Source organism: Hahella sp. NS-SX17, assembly GCF_057367735.1.
In genome coordinates, this window is record NZ_CM170632.1 from 4,189,959 (window position 1) to 4,208,121 (window position 18,163).

Here is an 18,163-nt window from a genome sequence, read left to right on the forward strand (position 1 = left end):
ATAAATTGCCTAAAAAAAAGCCCTGGGGCAATGGGCTTTTTGGGTTAATCCTTCACCAGTTACAAATCTGTGAGGGGAATATCAGTTTTTTGCTCAATGGGCGACCAGATCAAGATTCATGCAAACGCTTGCTGTCGGTATGAGGCGCGTTCATGTCCCGTATCAGCGTCGGGCCGACTTTTTCTTCGATGGAAAGCAGAACCTCCCGCCGCAAACCGAAGTAGAAACAGGCTTCCGCCGCCACGAACAACGGGCCGATAATCAGGCCGCTCAGGTCGTCCACAAATGCGGGCTTGCGCCCTTCGTAGTAGTGGCCCACGAACTGAAACACCCAGCCCACCACAAACAAACCAATGCCCGCGCTCAGCCACACCGCCTGCGACTGCGCAGCCAGCGCGGCGCCGCCCCACAGCGACAGAACGTATAACACCAACATCAACAGCGCAAACGCAAAATCCAACATCAGATAGAAAACCAGCGAGGCGACCACTACTATCATCGCCGGCGTCATCACCATATCAAACAGCTCAAAGCTCGGTCGCGACAGTAGCGTGGCGATGGACAGCACTATCATGGGAATGCCGATAAAGTGGGTGGCGATATTGCGGCGGTCACGGTGATAAGCCGCATACTGGGTCAAATGCTCGGACAGTGTTTTCATCCCGTTTCTCCCGTTATCGGACGCCAATGATAATACTCAGGCGTCCATGGTTTATTTTTATGGGTTTAACGAGGAGTATAGGTGAGCGACAAGCCCTACTCTGTCGTGTAGATGACACGCCTTGGCGACGCCGGCTTTTTCACCGATCAGGAATTATTGAGTATAAGAATGCAACCTTATTTGATTGTCTGCTTGACTGCGCTCGCCGCTACGCCAGCATGCGCGGAATCGTCCGCGCAGGATTTGAAGAGCGAAGCTGAGGCATTTTGCGAAGTCCATAATCCCAAGTATTGGCCTGACGTTGACTCAATGAGTCTCGAAGAGTATCGAACCAAGTTGGGCGATAAAATTTCCGAAGCAGTCAAAGCCAAGGAGTTCAGAACCGCCTTGGCGCAGAGCGTCGATATGGGCCATGAAGCATTTAAAAAGAACTATCAGGGTAACATGTATGTATTCAGCCGCGATCAGATCAGGCGCGTCCTGAACGATTCCTCCTGGGATTGCGAATACATGAAGTTTCATTACGGAGAGCCCGAAGCCGCCGATTAAGGCGGCTTGGCGATCAGCCATCAGTCAGGCGCGATATAGAGCTTGATGGCGCCATGGCGCAGCAGCGCTTTGTCGTCCAGACCTATGCGCGCCACCTGGACTTTCCAGACGCCGGCGGCGTTTTCGTCATGGAAGTCCGTGATGAAATGATCCGCCAGTTGCAGATCGTAGTCGTTGAAGCTGCCGTTTTTGTCGTGCAGCACGTATTCCGTGCCCGCCGGGGACAGCAGAGTGACTTTATAGCCGCCCAACCAGGCGCCGCTGATCGCCAGATCCACGGCGACGCCTTTAATTTTGCCCACCGCATGCTGCGGCAGCACGATTTCCGTGGTCTCGCCTTTGGGCAGAGTGACGTCCTCGGTCTGCAACGTGCGCTCGGTCAGTTCCGCGGCGACCAGCGGACGCCCGCGCAAGCGCATGTCCCAGTGATTGAGCACGCCTTCCTGAAACGGCGAGGCGTCGATTACTTGCAGAAACCACAGCCCTTGCGAGGGGATATTGCGCATCTGCGGCAGTCGATAGGAGCGCACCAGATCATCTTCCGTCAGGCCGCCCCGCTCCCGCAAACGAAAGCTCCGCCCGTCCGGCGATAGCAGATTGACCAGCAAGTCGCCGCGCCAGGGATGAGAGATATCCAGACTCACCGCAGCGTCCCACAGTTCCAGATTCTCGGACACCAGCATCGGGCTCCATAGCCCACGGGAATTATGGTCAGGAATCGGCGTCGCTTCGCCGTTGGCGTAATCAAAGTCCCGCGTTCCTTGCGGCAGCACATTGACGGTGATGCGCTTGGCGCTTTTGAAGGGCTGGCTCGCTTTGTCGCTTTCCACGCCTTTAAGCTCCACGAAATAGCGCCCCACCGGCGTCTCCGCGCCGACGCTAAAGGTCAGATCGCCGCTTTCGTTCGCTTGCAACGCCCGGGGAAGCTGAACGTAAACGCCAGCCTGGGGCTGTGAGACGGACAGGTCCGCCATGCCGCTCCAGTCGAACAAAGACTGCAAACGCGCTGTCAACGAACGCATCTCGCCCTGGGGAATATCCACCACGTCCGTTTCCGGCGCGATGCGGAAGCCCGGTCGATCATCCGCCGCCAGCAGGGCTTTTTCCAGATTCAGGCGGCGTCCCTCGGGAATTTTGCCCTGTAGCGCAGCGACCTGATCAGCGCCGTCGAGCAACGCCTGTTTCAGCCCCTGAGCGTCCAAATCCGGGTTATGCGCCGCCATCAACCCCAGGGTCCCGGTGATCATCGGCGCCGCCATAGAGGTGCCGCTGAGGGAGCCGTAGGCGTGATTCGGCAAGGTGGAATAGATATCCGAGCCCGGCGCCGCGATATGCACTTTCTCCAGCCCGTAATTGGAAAAGCCGGATAACTCCCCTTCCCGGTCCGTGCTGGCCACGGCGACGATGGCGGGATTGTCGTAGTTGGAGGGAAAATGCCCATAATGATCGTTATTGCGACCGTCATTGCCGGCGGAGAACACCATCAACACGCCGGCGGCTTCCACTCGTTGGATAGCCTCTTCCATCGCCTGTCCGGGCGCGCCGCCGCCCCAGCTGTTGTTGATCGCCGCCAACGCTTCGCCGCGTCTTTTCAGGTCGACCATATAGTCCATGCAGGCGATGGCGTCAGAGGTGTAACCAAACCCATCTTCGTCGATGAATGCGCAGGTGACCAGGCTTCCGCGCCAGTTGACGCCGACGCCGCCCAGTCCGTTATCGCCCACCGCCGCCATGATGCCCGCGACATGAGTGCCGTGCTTGTTGGCGTCCATCGGGTCGCCAGAGCGGTTCACCACATTGACGCCGTAGATGTCGTCCACATAGCCATTGCCATCGTCATCACGGCCATTGTTGGGAATTTCGCGGGGGTTGCTCCACAGATTGTCCTGTAAGTCTTCGTGGCGGTAATCCACGCCGCTGTCGATCATACCCAGCAGTACGTGCGTGTCGCCGGTTTGCAGGTTCCAGGCGTCCAGAGCATGAATGTCGTTATTGCGATCGTCGACATTGAACAAAGCCCACTGTTCGCTCAGTTCGGGATCGTCTGGGCTGGCGTCCATACGCAGAGGATAATCCGGCTCCGCGTAGGCCACTGTGGGATCTGCAGCGAAGTGCGCCACCGCCGCTTCCGGCGTCATGCCATTCAGATCGTAACGCACCAGAGCGCCATCCCGGGTGACCGGATCAGCGGCGTTAACGCCCGCCAGCGGCGCAGCGCGCCGGACTCGGTGAGCCAGGGCGTCGCTTTTGTATTTCACCAGCACCGCCTTCACCGGCGGCGCTTCCGACGCCGCCCAGGCCCCGGATGGCAGCGATAATAAACAAGGGAACAGCGCCACCCCGGCGCCGTAAAGATATTTACGCATATTGGATCTCCGACCAATCAATTAAATCCGATATTCCTTTCAGATCCGATTGCAGACGGCGCCATGCTTCCATGGAAGTTCACAGCGACATCGCGTCGATATTGTCAAATACCTTCTCATCAGCGTTTCAGGCTTGGTGGGCGAATTATTTTTAAAGGAGTGAGCGCCCAGAACCGGGCAGTCTATCTGAGGGAGAAAACACTGTCTTGGGTAGAAAAGCAGGTGGCGCAAGACGAAATCCGCCGTATGCCGTCAATATTGCAACGTCAGCGGAAGCTAGGTCTTCAGACTGGAGCGCTCATCCGCCCATACGATGCAGTCGCGATACAGTTTACTGATGGCGGGCCCGTTCAGGCCCAGTTCTTCCAGCTGCGCCCAGGGAATGCTTTGCATATCGCAACGCTCATACAGGCGTACGGTGATCAGCGCCAGCCCGGCCTTACCTTCGCCTTTGAGCAAGGCGTCAATAACCATGCTGGAGAGAGGAAGTTTGCTGAGAATGTCCTCGATCGTGCGATCAAAAAACGCATCCAGCGTGGAAAACAGACCAATAGTGAAATAGGTGTCGCGCTTATCCGGTTCAATGGTCGCCGCGATCTGTTCGCACATGCGGGCGCGAATGAGGGCGATGACAATCAGCGCTTTTGGTTTATCTTCGATACCGGACAGCGCCAGCAACATGACCCAGGCGCGCAGCTGCTCCAACCCCAGCAACACCGCGGCCTTGTGAATGGAGTCAATGGGTTGCGGGCGCCGGAACGAGATAGAGTTGATCAGTTGCAGCAGCTTGACGCTCAGGGGCGGATCACTGGCGATGGTTTTCACGATCTGGTCGAACGAGGCGTCCGGATTCTGCACCATGGCGATCAACCGCAGCACCGCCAGCTTGCTCTGGGGCATTTTGCGACCGGTGACAATTTCCGGCTTACTGAAAAAATAGCCTTGAAACAGCTCACACCCTTGCTTCAGGCAGAACTCAAAGTCGTCATGGGTTTCAATCTTCTCCGCCAGTAAACGCACTTTCTTGCGCTTGCGAAGTTTATCCACCAAGCCCTTGAACGCAGCCTTATCAATCGCCGGGAACTCCAGTTTCACGATGGATGCGTACTCCAGCAATACATCCTGTTTGCTGTTGAGGTCGTAATCATCCAGTGCGATGACGTACCCGCGCTTGTACAACTTGCCGACAGCGTCAATAACCTCTTTACTGGGCTCTACCGTCTCCAGAATCTCAATCACCAGAAGGTCTTTGGGAAAAGGCGGCGGAGCCATCAATAGCTGCTCCGTAAAATTAACAAAAGCCAGATGACCGGAAGTGACATCCTGAATGCTCTTTTCCGTAAACGCATTTAACAACACGACAGACGTCGCCTTATCTCCATCAGTAATTGGTCCGGAAGCGGGATCATTGGAGCGAAAAAGCAACTCGTATCCCACCACCTCAAGCGATGCGTCGACGATAGGTTGGCGTGCGAGCAGTATCTGTTCCATGAGACGTAGCGCTATGTCCTAGGGGGGCTGTCTTTGGAATGTAGAAGTGGACGCCAGTTCCGTCAAGGCGTGGGTCCGAACAGTTTTTTCTATCACAGCGCTTGCTTAAACCTCTCCCGATTCTATGCTTGGCGCAGGCTTACCCGGTGCAAATCCAGATAACGTATTTGCGCGCCAGACTCCATATAAATCAGCGCTTCGCGGATACGTTCCCGGTTTAAAATCCGGCCATCCACTGCACGCAGCCCATCCAGAGCAAAGCAGCGCTGCGTCCAGGCGGCATCGATATCCAGCTCGAAGGAAGCGCTGCTCATATAGTTGGTGGAGTCCGTATCGCCGATTCGGATAACCAGCCTTCCCCTTCCAGAGTCAGTATGAGCGCGCGCGACCAGACAGAGCTGAGAACGCCCGCTCCAGGAACGATCAGGATTGACGAATTCGAAGCCAAACCAGCGCCCCTCTCCCGACTTGGCGCGGATAAACGTTTTCTCCCCAGCCGCCTCGTCCATTTCCTGCAATATCAAAACCTTAGGCGTCCCCAGCCCGCGCCAGGACGCCAGCGTCATCGATGACGACGAGGGTAACGCCAATAGATCCGGAAATACGAAATTCTGCCGCGCCAGCCACCATAAACCGGTTCCCCGCCAGCAGATCGCCCCGAGCATAAGACTGACCGCCAGCATCCGGAGCGACAGAGGAGCGCGGTTCTTACACCCAGAGCCAGGCTGGCCGCCCCACAGCCATCCCGCCACTAATCCCGCCATCCCCATCAGGGCATCCTCCAGACTGCGGCTTCGCCCCACCAATGGTTGCAGCGCCTCCAACACAACCAGGAGCGCCGCCAACAGCATAATGCGTGCGATCGGACGTCTGGCCAGAGGCGGGACCAACAAGGGTGTGATCAGATAGAGGATAAACCCAGCCGGAAGGTGGGCGAGATCCATCAGCTCCCCCATAAAGCGCGGCCAGGGCCAGGACTTCACGGGCCAGAACGCGCCAGCCGTCAACGCCATCGCCACCATCAATGCGCCTGCCGCCAGCCATAAGCGGTTCTGCTTTTCCGTCATGTTTTCATTTCCTAATGTGTTTTCCAGACTACAGCAGGTTTTATGCCCACCCTCTGAGGCCCATCAAATCGGCGATTCCGCACTTTCGGATTTATCCCGTTGGCGGATTGCAATGCAATTCGGGATAGGATTTATCGAAACGCCATCCAACCCTTAGGGTCCAGCCTTCGCTTCGACAGCTTGATTTCACCGAATTTCCTTTCAAAAACAGAGCATTTCACCTCATTTAGCGCATCTGGCTTGGATTTTGATGGTGTGTAAACACTGAGATTTGATAGCGAGTCTGAACAAAGCGCGTCAGACCAGTTACGCCAATACAACCGATAACGGAAAATCAGAGAAGCCCATGACACTGACATCAAAAAACGTGCTGCTGGCCCTGGACAGCCGCGGCTACGGCGGCATAGAAACGCATATCGCCCACCTCGCCGCCGGCTTGCGGGCCCACGGCGTCAATGTGGCGTTGGCGTTTATGGCGGACTACGGCGATCACCCTTTGGAAGCCCGACTCTCCGCCAGTGGCGTACCCACCGTCAAGCTGCGGCGGGGCCTGAGGGAGTTAATACAACTGTTGAAAACCGCCCAGTTCGACGTATTGCACACCCACGGCTATAAAGCCGGAGTGATGGGACGACTGGCCAGCACTGCGACGGGAGCGCCCTGCGTATCGACCTTCCATAATGGCGACCGGGGCGCGGGCAAACTCTGGCTGTACACCCTGGCCGACAAAATCAGCGCCGGCTTGTCCACCAACATTTGCGTCAGCCGCGAGATCCAGCAGCGCCTGCGCCCTTGGGCGAGCGAACTGGTCAACAATTTTATCGAGACGCCAGAGCTTGATCCGCCCTCGGAGATCGGGCGCGAACGAATTCTGTTTGTGGGCAGGCTGGAGAAAGAGAAAGGGCCCGCGCTGTTTCTGGACATCGCCGCCCGTCTCCCTGCGGCGGACTTTCACATGTACGGCTCAGGCTCGCTGGAACCTTTGCTTCGGGCGCAAGCGCCCGCCAATGTGACCTTACACGGCTGTGTGGCGGATCAAGAGAAGATCTGGGGAGGCGCCGATGCGCTGTTGATTACTTCAGATACGGAAGGTCTGCCCTACACGGCGCTGGAGGCGATGTCACGGGGAGTCGCCGTATTCTCCACCCCCGTCGGCGACCTGCCCCACCTGATTGATCATGGGGAAAATGGTTTTATTTGCGCCGGCGCCGCCGACGCTTTTTCCAACGCCATTGTTCACTGGCGAGAACGAACGTCGCATCAGCGTCGCAGCGTACGCATCGCCGCCGCCAATCGCATCGCCAGCCGCTACAGCGCCGCCGCCTGCATACCCAAATTGCTCAGCATCTACGAGCAGGCCTGCGCAGTGTAGAAAAACTATTTATTAACCACTCTATTGAGGGCGTCTATATGAACTCGTCAATCGCGCCGAAGAACAGGGTTACAAGCCCGGATCAGCAGAACGCCATGCAAGTGCTACTGGTGGACGACGACGCATTCTTCCGCGAGTACTTCTCTCTGTTGCTGGAAGAAGCCGGCCATCAAGTATTCAAGGCCGCCAGCGCAAAGGAGGGACTGGACATCCTGAACACCCATCCCTGCTCCATCATTCTTACTGACTGGATAATGCCTACGTTCTCGGGCCTGGATTTCTGTCTGCAAATCCGCCGCTGGGAGAAAAATTACCACTACATCATCCTGCTGACGGGCAAGGACTCTTCCGCAGAAGTCGTCGAAGGGCTGAGCGCCGGCGCCGACGACTTCATCAATAAATCCGCCTCGCCCAGTGAAGTGATGGCGCGGGTCAACTGCGGCGCGCGCATCATTCAGCAGCAACGTAAACTGGAAGAGCAGAAAGAAAGGATATTGCAGATGGCGGAGCAAGACCCGCTGACCGACGTCTACAATCGCCACTTTCTGTACACCAAGCTGCCCGGCGAGATCAAACGATCCAAGCGCTACCACATGCCGCTGTCCGTCATCATGACCGATATCGACTACTTCAAACGCATCAACGACAGCCACGGCCACCTGATCGGCGATCGCGCCCTCAAGTTCTTCGCCCGCATCCTGTCTGAAAACCTGCGCCAGAACGTCGACTGGGTATGCCGCTACGGCGGTGAAGAATTCGTCATCGTACTGCCCAATACGGAACTGGAAAAAGGCGTACATACAGCGGAAAAACTAAGAGGCATCCTGGAGCGCTCCGCCATGACCTCCGAAAACGGCGAACTCCGCTTCACCGCCAGCTTCGGCGTCGCCGCCCTCAGCTCCTTGAAAGACGTCTGTGAGATGGAAGCGTTACTCCAACTGGCGGACGAGCGACTTTACGAGAGCAAGAACAGAGGACGAAACTGTGTTTCTCTTTGAGTTTAAGGGTGTCGGGAAATGGTGGTGATGAATGGTGGGTGAGTTTTTTGTAGGAAGATCGAAGTGATTAACCTTGGGAAAACAGCATGCTCGGTAGGTCGGAAAAGCGCAGCGCCTTCTGACACTCAGCGACACAACCAGGGCAAGAAAAAGCATGAAGTTTATTGCAATGCCGCTACTCGGAAATGTTATATCAGGAGCCTATTTCAAACGCCGCTGTCGGAAGGCGCTGCGCTTTTCCGACCTACCCATGCTTTTGCAAATTGCAGATGTGCGTCTTTATGACAGAGTAAACATAAGTCCTATTTTGAGATTAAGCGCGCCGATGTTTAATCAATCGAACGGGATAAATCTTCTTGCAACTCACTGCCTATATATCTGGCAGTCGAATCGCCACCATCCATCTGAAAGACGAAAGATTCGGAGTTAACCATAACCCGTTCGCCCTGAGCCTGTCGAAGGGCTTAGGCATTGTCACCTTGCTAATTTAGCTCGGTAGGTCGGAAAAGCGCAGCGCCTTCCGACACGTAGCGTCACAACCAGGGCAAGAAAAAGCATGAAATTTATTGCAATACCGCTACTCGGCGCAGTTATATCATGAGCCTACTTCAAACGCCGCTGTCGGAAGGCGCTGCGCTTTTCCGACCTACCCATGCTTTTGCAAATTGCAGATGTGCATCTTTATGACAGAGTAAACATAAGTCCTATTTTGAGATTAAGCGCGCCGATGTTTAATCAAACGAACGGGATAAATCTTCTTGCAACTCACTGCCTATATATCTGGCAGTCAAATCGCCACCATTCATCTGAAAGACGAAAGATTCGGAGTTAACCATAACCCGTTCGCCCTGAGCCTGTCGAAGGGCTTAAGTATTGTCACCTTGCTAATTTAGCTCGGTAGGTCGGAAAAGCGCAGCGCCTTCCGACACGCAGCGTCACAACCAGGGCAAGAAAAAGCATGAAATTTATTGCAATGCCGCTACTCTGCGAAGTTATATCATGAACCTATTTCGAACGCCGTTGTCGGAAGGCGCTGCGCTTTTCCGACCTACCCATGCTTTTGCAAATTGCAGATGTGCGTCTTTATGACAGAGTAAACATAAGTCCTATTTTGAGATTAAGCGCGCCGATGCGTAATCAAACGAACGGGATAAATCTTCTTGCAACTCACTGCCTATATATCTGGCAGTCAAATCGCCACCATCCATCTGAAAGACGAAAGATTCGGAGTAAACCATAACCCGTTCGCCCTGAGCCTGTCGAAGGGCCTCCCAGAGCGTCCCCAACCCAATCGGCTCAAATGAACGTTATTTCCCGTTGGGATAGTAATTTGCTCTAAGTCACTGCGAGACGGCCACCCTTCGACAGGCTCAGGGCGAACGGTTTTTTTGGTGGTTGTTATCAATCCAGGCAGTCAGATCACTGCGGCCTTTCCCATAAAGCAGAGGACATGTAAGCAATCCACAAACAACAAACTCACCCCCCGTTCGCCCTGAGCCTGTCGAAGGGCCTTCCAGAGCGTCCCCAACCCAATCGGCTCAAATGAACGTTATTTCCGGTTGGGATAGTAATTTGCTCTAAGTCACTGCGAGACGGCCGCCCTTCGACAGGCTCAGGGCGAACGGTTTTTTTTGGTGGTTATTATCAATCCAGGCAGTCAGATCGCTGCGGCCTTTCCCATAAAGCAGAGGACATGTAAGCAAACAACAAACCCACCCCGTTCGCCCTGAGCCTGTCGAAGGGCCTCCCAGAGCTTTCATCCAAAACCAGTCCACTCAAATGGAAGTTATTCCCGTTGAGTTATTGATTTGCTCAAGATCACTGCGGGACTGCCACCCTTCGACAGGCTCAGGGCGAACGGGGTTTTAGTTTAAGTATTAATCGTTTTACTGCAAACGCACTTCCCGGTGCGCCAGCAGGCTGCTGATAACGCCTTTGAAATGGCGGCGCGAGGGTTGTTTCAGGAAGGCGGTCATGCCGGAAGTAGCCGCTTTCCACCATTCTCCGCGGCTGCGATGATAGTCTCGATAGGCCGCCGCCAGTTGCGCTTGCGCGAGCCTTAACGACTGAGGGTCCTGTTCCAGGGCGGCGTCTAAATGTCGGGCCAGAATCGTTCTCACCGCCGCCAGACGTTTGCCCATGCTGCGGGAAATGGCGCCGCGACGAATGAGGTAGCGCATATCCTGAGCCAGCGTGAATCCGACGTCCCCTACAGTGGACAGCTTCAGCCACAGGTCCCAGTCGCTGGCGGACAACAAGCTGACGTCGAAGCCGCCCACTGCAAAAAAGGCGTCTCTGGAAACCATAACACTAGAGGTGCCGACGACGTTTTCAACATACAGTGTCGCGGTCGGTCGATCCAGCGTGCAGTAGGCATGCTCGCCCATATCCCCGGCTTTCAGCCCGCTCATGGCGACTTCCTGAAAATGCGGCCAGAATTCGAAACAGCCGCAGATCACGGCGCTGTTGTTTTCGTGGACATGCACATAGTCAGTAAAACTCAACACAGCATCCGGGGTTTGTTGGTGATACGCCACCTGCCGCGCGAGTTTACCCGGCTCCCACAAGTCATCGGCGTCCAGAAACGCCACCAGTTCCCCTTTAGCGTAGCTCACGCCCAGATTGCGCGCGCCGCCTGCGCCCAACCCTTTGTCATACAACGCGGTCAACGCCCCGTTGTATCCCAGGGTGAAATTACGCAGCCACTCTCTGGAGCCGTCTGTCGAGCCGTCATCAACAATGATCAGCTCCAGGTTCGGGTAGTCCTGCTCCAGCACGGAGTTAACGGCCTCAGGCAGATACTTCAGGCAGTTGAAAGACGGAATGATGACGGAAACCAAAGGCAAAGGGGTGGTCATAATGCTACCTCAATAACGTTACGCTTCGCAGATTGCAAAAAAGCCAGACCAAACAACCTGTCTGGGAGTGAATAAACGGGTGGTTGCAGCATGCATACCAACTCATAAACGATCTGTTCAACTTCTCGCTCACCCATGCGCGCGCGGCCGCTCCACTGCGCGTCCCGCCGCCACAGTCAGGGCCAGCAGGATATACAACGGCCAGATAAAACCCTGAGTAAGAAAAGTTCCGGAAACACAGAAACCAGTAAGACCGGATAACAGAGCGTTAGCCATCATCAACTGCGTATGATCAGGTGCGGAGCCATAACTCAAACGCCTTAACACGCTGAAAATCTTTCTGAACATCCCCGCCAGCAACACGATGAAACAGCCGAGACCGACAAATCCTGTTTCCGCCAGCACCTGAAACCAGGTCGAATGCACCGCATGATTCTTACCGTCCCAGTGAGGGCTGTAGAAGTAATAATTGGAGTAAAAGTTGTCGATGCCGACGCCGGTGAATGGATGCGCCAGCGCCATATTAAATGCAGCCTGCCAGGCGTATATCCGTCCCATGGCGGACTCGTCGATGCCGTCCTCCGCCGCACCGCCGGAGGCGCGGTCGGAAATGCCCGCAGCGGCGACCAGTACCGTCAGCGCTATCCCGCCAATCACCATCACCAGCATTTTATTGCGCACCCGACGCCATACGAGCACGCCGGTCACGGCGGTAATGCCCAGCAAACCGCCACGACTTTGGGTGCAAATAATCGCCCAGACGATAACGCCGTACGCACATGCTCCCAGCAACGCCCTGCCCCGGGTTTGCCCCTGAGTCAGCAGCATGCTGGCGGCGAAGCTCAGTGGAAAAGTCAGCACCAGGGCCAGATCGTTGGGGTCGCCGATCATTGAGCCGATGTTGCGGCCGATGGTGACCCTGGACCCTTCCACCAGACCGATGCCGTTAAGCTTGTTGGAAATGGCGACCAGCGCGATCGCCACGCCCGCGCCGATAAAAGCCCAGGCGGCGACGGAAAAGTCTCGCGACGTGCGCGTCAGCCAGGCGATGGCCAGCACCATAATGGCGATTTTCACGTAAGTGCCGGTAAAAGCGCCCATGGCTGCGCCCCGGTTGGTGGCGAGCATGACGCCACAGGCCGTCAGCGCAAAAAAACAGGCGAACAGGGTCAGCTCACGACTCCAGTAAACTTCCATGGTCCTGGAAACGAATAAGCGCCAGCTCAGCACCGCCAGAGAGGCCAGCGCCAGCAACTGGGGAATGCGAAACGGCCCTAGAACGGGAAAGGCCTCGTGCAGGCGAAAGAACGAAAACAGAATAAAACCGAGACACACCAGAAACGGGGCCCGAAACACGCCCACCGCCGCCAGCACCCCCAAGGGCGCCAAGCCGGCCAGTATGGGATGAGGCGACACATAAACCCCCAGGGACAGCAGGGCGACGCCACCGACGCCCAGCAGTAATTGGCCGCGATGGTTCAAGGATTGCACGGCTCCGCCCCCATCGATGCGCTCACCTGACGCTGTTTGTGCAACAAGGTCGCCCCTGCGCGGACCAGCCCAACGCCGCCCACGCACATCGCCGCCAGCGGCTGCTCGACCTGCATCAGCGCAGGAGTGAGCCCGGCGGCGCCGATCACGACGCTAAGATCGCGCCAGGGATAACTCAGCCACAGCCGGCGCTGGCTGGCGTAGACAAAGACGGCAAAACGCAGGGCGTAAATCAATACGGCGGCGTACACCACCCCCATGACCCCGCTGTACGCCGCCGCTACCGCATAAACAGGAACCGCGACAGCGGCTACCAGCACATTAAGCCCGGTGGGCAGGCGCGTATCGGCGTCCACATAACAGCCGACGTTCATGATATGGGAGCACTGTTTCAAACCCATCGCCAGCGCCAGCCAGGGCAGCAACTGCGCCGCCATGTCATAGTCAGGCGGAAGCAGCCATGCCAGCGCCCAGGGACCGGCGCACCCCGCCAGAATCGCCACGGACAACGCCATCATGGCCCCCGCCGCAGCGTAATGAGCGTTCAGGTCGACGCCGTCGGCGCCACCCAGTACTTGGAAGCGACGGGGAAACCACCAAAGCGTGTAAGGCTCAATCGCTAACGCCACCACTAACGCAAACTGAGCGGCGACGCCATATACCGCCAGCTCCTCCGCACCGCCCAGACCCGCCAGGAGCCAACGCTCCGCCCCCTGGGTCAGGAAAATGCAAACGCCCCCTCCCACCAGGGGAACCCCATATTTCAGTAATGGCGCCGCCAGCGCCACCGCTGCGGTGGGAGCGACATAACGCCCCTGCACCGCCAGCGCGCCCAGGGCCAGCGCCGCATTGGAAACCAGCGCTCCCCACAGCACCGCATCGAGCCCCAGTCCCTTGCGCAGCAGCAGATAGACCAGCGCCGCATGCAGACAAGCCTTGCCCACGCTGAAGCAAAAGAACCATTCCGCCCGGTCCTGCATACGCATCCAGGCCAACGGCACGGAAATAAACCCGCTCAACGCCAGCGCCGCCAGGCACAGCGACAGCTCCTGATCGCTGTATGAAGCGGGCAACCACTGATTCAACCAGGACGCCGCCGGCCGTAACGCCGCAAACACCACAACGCCCGCCAGACAACTGAGAAAGTAGGCGCTACCGATCACTTTGCGGCGCTGCTCTTCGCTGGCGGCCATGCCGGCAAAACGATACATGGCGTCCACCACTCCCAGACCGATCAACAGCCCAAGCAGGTTCATCAGGGTCAGCAGGACATCAAGACGGCCATACTCGTAGGGAGACAAATAATGGGTGATCACCGGCAGCATGACGAAACTGACGCCCTTCATGAGCACCAGCCCCAGTCCGTAGTACACCGCCTGCCTGAGTAGCGAAGACATGTTTAAAGCTCTTGTATTGCGAGCGACAACAAACGGGCCTGGCGCACGGAGGAATATTCCGCCACCACTCTGCGACGCGCATTCAGCACCATTTTCTGCAGCGATCGGTCTGACGCGTCAAGCAGACGTTGAATAGCGCACGCCAGGCTTTGACTGTCTCCCGACGCCGCCAGAAAACCGCACTCCGGCTGCACGATCTCCGCCGCCCCCATAAACCGGGTTGTCACCACCGGCAATCCCACCGCCATGGCTTCCTTCAACACCAGCGGCCCGGTGTCTCTGTCGCCATTGGGCGCTTCGCAAAACGGCGCCACTAAAGCGTGATAGCGCGACATCGCGGCGCTGATCCATTCCGCCTCGCGACCGCCGAGGAAAGTCACCCGATCCTGTAAACTCAGGCTGGCGACCTGTTCGCGCAGGGCCGTCTCTAATGGGCCATCGCCGACAATGTCCAGCTTAAGTCGATCCTCCGCAGGCAGCGCCGCCAGCGCTTCCAGCAGATGCCTGAGTCCCTTTTTCTCCGTCAACCGGCCTACAAACAACAGCCGGCCTCTGGCGCCCACCCCGTGCTGATAAGGAAAACGCTCCAGCTCCACGCCGCAAGGAATGTTGACGACCTTCGCGCCGCGCCGCGTCAGTGAGCTGAAGTACTGCTCCATGTGGCCGCATACCGCCACGCTGAAATCCGCAGAGGAAAGCTTGTGGCCAAGATCCGCCGGACTGACGTAGACATCAAAACCGTGGCCGACAAACGAGCAGGTCACGCCCATCAGCCGAGCGGCGGCGATGGCCACGGCAGCGGAATGCAACGCGAAATGCGCGTGCAGATGGCGACACCCTCGACTCTGCGCCAACGCCGCGACTTGCGCCGCCTGCAGCAACAGCGAGCGGGTGCGAATCCCGTCCTGCCCCAGAGCGAAACGAGCGCTGGGCGCCCACCCCCTGAGATTCTTCAGCCAGGAAAACCCGCCCCGCCAGCGACTGCAATCGCCCACATACAAGGCGGCGGCCGCCAGCGCCTCGTCCCGGGGCTGCCAGCCATCCTGCGGATAGGTCAACGAGATGGGCGTCACCTCATGCCCCAGCCGCTGCATCGCCCGCATCTCCACGCCCACAAAGGTTTCCGTGAGCACTGGAAATTGCGGCAACACATATCCCACATGCTTCAGTGGCGTGGACGCCGGCAAATCAAACGCGCCTCTGCAGATTGCATTCATACTCGGCCCTCCACCGTCCTGCGGCCAGGGTTCAAATACCCCAGCACCATGTTCAGACCACGCACATGCAGCGCTGAAGCATCCGTCAGCAAGGCGTCCACGCCACGTTTGAAATCGCCTTCACTGAGCCCTTCCTGCAACAGCGGCGACCGCATGGGCTCTACGTTGTCCAGATCCAGCCAGGCGTTGTAATCGAAAACGCCGTTGGAGGCTTTGCCCCAGCTGGGCTGGCTCCCCAGTCTGGCGGCCAGACCGGGATAACGCTCCCGCCAGCGCAGCCCCGAGCGCAGAGGTCTGCCGGTTTTATCCCAGGCGACCGCCGCCAGAGACGGGCTCAGTCTGGCGATGGCTTTGCGATGAAACAGACTGCCCAGACGCAGACGCACCGGGAGCGCGCCCAGGGTTTCAAGCACGCTGGGATGCAGAAACGGATGGCAGCGCTCGTAATCGTTGTCGAGCAATTGCTGACCGGACACCACCATGCGCCCGACCCGCTCCGCCAGATAGACGTTATCCATCAGATCCGCGGCGTCAGTTTCGCAATCGTGATAGCGGTCCAGCATCATCTGAAAGCGCTCCTCCAAACGTCCCCCCAGGTCAGGAAAAGCGCGAATCACCGGATTGGCGAGCTTGCCGAACTCTTCACGAATATATCGACGCGCATAGGGCAACAGGCGCGACGCCAGTTTGTCCACCGCCATCAGCGAGTATCCCGGCGCGCCCCGGTCGTAATAAAAGGCCCGAAACGTCTCTGCGCCGGTTCCCGTAACAACCGTGAAGCCGCGGGTTTGATCCAGCAGCGCTTCATCCGCCAGAGCGTGACCGTGTTGCACCGGCACCTCACAGCCGCCTCGCAAGGCGATGCGCTTCATGGAGCTCCAGCGATCCGTGCCGCGCATATCGCCAGCGAAGAACGGCAGCTGATGGGTTTCGGCGATGTCCCTGGCGATTCTCATATCCGCCGAATCGGGAGAGCCGTAACAAAAGGCCACAGGCTTGCGCCCCAGTTTCAGGGCCGCCGCCAGAATAAGTCTGGAATCCAGACCGCCAGACAGGGAAACCGCCATCCGCGGGCTGGACTGAAAGCACTTGTCCACCGCGCCGACAAAGGCGTCAATGGCCTCATTAAGGCTGGCGCACCGCACCTTCTGCAATCGATAGGGAGGGAAGTCCCGCAACTGCAATTGTCCGTCGCTGGAAAACTGGAAGCACCGCGACGCGCGCAATTGGGTGACGCCCTGCATGATGGACTGTTCGTCCATGACCTGTCCGAATGCCAGTAAATCCAGCAGCGCCTGGGGGTTGATCTGAGCGGCGTCTCCCAATAATTCCAACATGACGCCCCGATCGGAAGCGATCGTCAACTGGCTCGACGTATGGTTATAGAGAATAGGAAAAAGACCCAGACGATCGGTGCACCCGGCGACTTGATTGCGCTCCCTGTCTACGTAAATCCAGGAGCGGCCCCAATAGGCCTTGAACAATCCACGACGACAGTTCGATCTGATTTCCGCATCCTGGTCACAATGAGCGGGATCTCCCCACGCCAACAGATGAAAGTCGGGACCGGAAAAATGAGTCAGTCCGCTGTGGGCATTGCGTTTGAACATGACGGACGCGTCACGCTCCAGGGAAAGGATGGGGCGCCCCTGTTGCAGGGGAATGCTGATGCTGCAAATGGTCATAGTCGTTCCTCATGGTTTTGCCAGGAGAGGCATCAACTTCCGCGCCAGTTAGCCAAAAATCGCCTAATCTCCTTTTGCAGCAACTACTTAGCCTTTTTCGTCCACCACGGCGATGAGGCGAAGACGTCGCTGTATTTTTAATTTGCAAATCAAAACGCCATGCCGCCCGCGCCGCCGCAGCGCCCGTACTTCCCCCGCCAGGCGCTAAGATTCTGATCCTTCGAGAATAATTCGCTTTGGCCCATAAACTGCCTGACGCCTCCTAAATCACCCGAGGAGGTCTACTATGAACACACTTTCAGGAACGACCCTGCGCACCCGCATCAAACACAGCGACTCCATGGCGGCAGGGGCCCTGCGCGCCGTCTACTTCGGCGTTCGCCGTTTTCAATTGCCTTGCATTCGCGTTCTGCACAAGCCGTTGTATTTAGCCCATCGCAGCCTGAGCGGCATGCTGGAGAATCTGTCGCGCATCTTTTATTGGACGCCGCTGTTTCAGTCCCGTCTGGAGTCTCCCGCGCGGGGGCTTTATTTGTACTCCGGCATGCCTCTGGTCACCGGAGCGCTGAATCTGCGGATGGGCGCTGATTGCCGGGTCTCTGGTCAGGCGACGTTTTCGGGCAGGACATCGTCCTGCAACACGCCCCGCCTGATCGTTGGCGACAATGTGGATATCGGCTGGCAGACCACTATCGCCGTGGGCTCCGAAGTCATTCTGGGAGACAACGTGCGCATCGCCGGACGCGCCTTCCTGGCGGGCTATCCCGGCCATCCTCTGAACGCGGCCGCCCGCGCCGCCGGCAAGCCTGAAACCGACGACCAGGTCGGTGCGATCGTGCTGGAAGATAACGTCTGGCTCGCCACTGGCGTCAGTGTGATGGCGGGGGTCCGCATCGGTCGCAATACCATTGTGGCCGCCGGCAGCGTGGTCACCCGCGACCTCCCTCCCAACGTGCTGGCGGGCGGAGTTCCCGCACGGGTGCTGCGAACGCTGACGGAGGAGCAATAAGC

At 57.6% G+C, this 18,163-nt stretch carries 13 protein-coding genes; 4 read left to right on the forward strand and 9 right to left on the reverse strand.

From position 1 onward, the window contains the following. Positions 1-109 precede the first annotated feature (109 nt). Positions 110-661 (reverse strand): Mpo1 family 2-hydroxy fatty acid dioxygenase, encoded by a 552-nt coding sequence (locus tag AC2IBB_RS18605; protein ID WP_486328254.1) that lies wholly within the window; start codon positions 659-661, stop codon positions 110-112. A gap of 168 nt (positions 662-829) precedes the next feature. Here AC2IBB_RS18605 and AC2IBB_RS18610 point away from each other — a divergent pair, with 168 nt between their 5' ends. Next, entirely contained in the window at positions 830-1,210 is a 381-nt protein-coding gene (locus tag AC2IBB_RS18610; RefSeq protein ID WP_486328255.1) for a hypothetical protein, read from the forward strand. 20 nt (positions 1,211-1,230) lie between these two features. On the opposite strand, the gene AC2IBB_RS18615 is transcribed toward AC2IBB_RS18610, so the two are convergent. The 3 genes from AC2IBB_RS18615 to AC2IBB_RS18625 form a co-directional block, all read right to left on the reverse strand. Then, a complete protein-coding gene (locus AC2IBB_RS18615) occupies positions 1,231-3,576 on the reverse strand; it encodes a S8 family serine peptidase (protein ID WP_486328256.1) in 2,346 nt (781 codons plus the stop codon). 276 nt (positions 3,577-3,852) lie between these two features. Beyond that, positions 3,853-5,067 (reverse strand): EAL and HDOD domain-containing protein, encoded by a 1,215-nt coding sequence (locus AC2IBB_RS18620; protein WP_486328257.1) that lies wholly within the window; start codon positions 5,065-5,067, stop codon positions 3,853-3,855. A 122-nt stretch (positions 5,068-5,189) separates the two neighbouring features. Then, positions 5,190-6,134: a hypothetical protein gene (locus AC2IBB_RS18625; RefSeq protein WP_486328258.1), complete on the reverse strand. Its 945-nt coding sequence runs from the start codon at positions 6,132-6,134 to the stop codon at positions 5,190-5,192. Positions 6,135-6,480: 346 nt separating this feature from the next. On the opposite strand from AC2IBB_RS18625, the gene AC2IBB_RS18630 reads away from it, so the two are divergent. Then, entirely contained in the window at positions 6,481-7,506 is a 1,026-nt protein-coding gene (locus tag AC2IBB_RS18630; RefSeq protein ID WP_486328259.1) for a glycosyltransferase, read from the forward strand. A gap of 38 nt (positions 7,507-7,544) precedes the next feature. After that, complete coding sequence (locus AC2IBB_RS18635) at positions 7,545-8,504, forward strand: diguanylate cyclase (protein WP_486328260.1); 960 nt, start codon at positions 7,545-7,547, stop codon at positions 8,502-8,504. Positions 8,505-10,390: 1,886 nt separating this feature from the next. On the opposite strand, the gene AC2IBB_RS18640 is transcribed toward AC2IBB_RS18635, so the two are convergent. From AC2IBB_RS18640 to AC2IBB_RS18660, 5 genes are all read right to left on the reverse strand, one after another. Next, positions 10,391-11,362, reverse strand: a complete 972-nt coding sequence (locus tag AC2IBB_RS18640) for a glycosyltransferase family 2 protein (RefSeq protein WP_486328261.1) — start codon at positions 11,360-11,362, stop codon at positions 10,391-10,393. 129 nt (positions 11,363-11,491) lie between these two features. Continuing rightward, positions 11,492-12,853: an O-antigen ligase family protein gene (locus tag AC2IBB_RS18645; RefSeq protein WP_486328262.1), complete on the reverse strand. Its 1,362-nt coding sequence runs from the start codon at positions 12,851-12,853 to the stop codon at positions 11,492-11,494. Continuing rightward, positions 12,841-14,250 carry a lipopolysaccharide biosynthesis protein gene (locus AC2IBB_RS18650; RefSeq protein WP_486328263.1) on the reverse strand — a complete coding sequence of 470 codons (1,410 nt, stop codon included), beginning with the start codon at positions 14,248-14,250 and terminating at the stop codon, positions 12,841-12,843. Before AC2IBB_RS18650 ends, AC2IBB_RS18645 begins: the two co-directional genes overlap by 13 nt. Positions 14,251-14,252: 2 nt before the next feature. After that, the gene (locus AC2IBB_RS18655; protein ID WP_486328264.1) at positions 14,253-15,467 is read right to left on the reverse strand and encodes a glycosyltransferase; all 1,215 of its coding nucleotides are present in this window, start codon (positions 15,465-15,467) and stop codon (positions 14,253-14,255) included. Then, positions 15,464-17,152: an asparagine synthase-related protein gene (locus AC2IBB_RS18660; RefSeq protein WP_486328265.1), complete on the reverse strand. Its 1,689-nt coding sequence runs from the start codon at positions 17,150-17,152 to the stop codon at positions 15,464-15,466. The genes AC2IBB_RS18655 and AC2IBB_RS18660 overlap by 4 nt, the downstream gene beginning before the upstream one ends. Positions 17,153-17,438: 286 nt before the next feature. On the opposite strand from AC2IBB_RS18660, the gene AC2IBB_RS18665 reads away from it, so the two are divergent. Then, positions 17,439-18,161, forward strand: coding sequence for an acyltransferase (locus AC2IBB_RS18665; RefSeq protein WP_486328266.1), 723 nt, complete (start codon positions 17,439-17,441; stop codon positions 18,159-18,161). Positions 18,162-18,163 lie beyond the last annotated feature (2 nt).

Coding starts and splice junctions, on each gene's coding strand:
- AC2IBB_RS18605 (WP_486328254.1), bottom strand. CDS start 661: ATGAAAACACTGTCCGAGCATTTGACCCAGTATGCGGCTTATCACCGT.
- AC2IBB_RS18610 (WP_486328255.1), top strand. CDS start 830: ATGCAACCTTATTTGATTGTCTGCTTGACTGCGCTCGCCGCTACGCCA.
- AC2IBB_RS18615 (WP_486328256.1), bottom strand. CDS start 3,576: ATGCGTAAATATCTTTACGGCGCCGGGGTGGCGCTGTTCCCTTGTTTA.
- AC2IBB_RS18620 (WP_486328257.1), bottom strand. CDS start 5,067: ATGGAACAGATACTGCTCGCACGCCAACCTATCGTCGACGCATCGCTT.
- AC2IBB_RS18625 (WP_486328258.1), bottom strand. CDS start 6,134: ATGACGGAAAAGCAGAACCGCTTATGGCTGGCGGCAGGCGCATTGATG.
- AC2IBB_RS18630 (WP_486328259.1), top strand. CDS start 6,481: ATGACACTGACATCAAAAAACGTGCTGCTGGCCCTGGACAGCCGCGGC.
- AC2IBB_RS18635 (WP_486328260.1), top strand. CDS start 7,545: ATGAACTCGTCAATCGCGCCGAAGAACAGGGTTACAAGCCCGGATCAG.
- AC2IBB_RS18640 (WP_486328261.1), bottom strand. CDS start 11,362: ATGACCACCCCTTTGCCTTTGGTTTCCGTCATCATTCCGTCTTTCAAC.
- AC2IBB_RS18650 (WP_486328263.1), bottom strand. CDS start 14,250: ATGTCTTCGCTACTCAGGCAGGCGGTGTACTACGGACTGGGGCTGGTG.
- AC2IBB_RS18655 (WP_486328264.1), bottom strand. CDS start 15,467: ATGAATGCAATCTGCAGAGGCGCGTTTGATTTGCCGGCGTCCACGCCA.
- AC2IBB_RS18660 (WP_486328265.1), bottom strand. CDS start 17,152: ATGACCATTTGCAGCATCAGCATTCCCCTGCAACAGGGGCGCCCCATC.
- AC2IBB_RS18665 (WP_486328266.1), top strand. CDS start 17,439: ATGAACACACTTTCAGGAACGACCCTGCGCACCCGCATCAAACACAGC.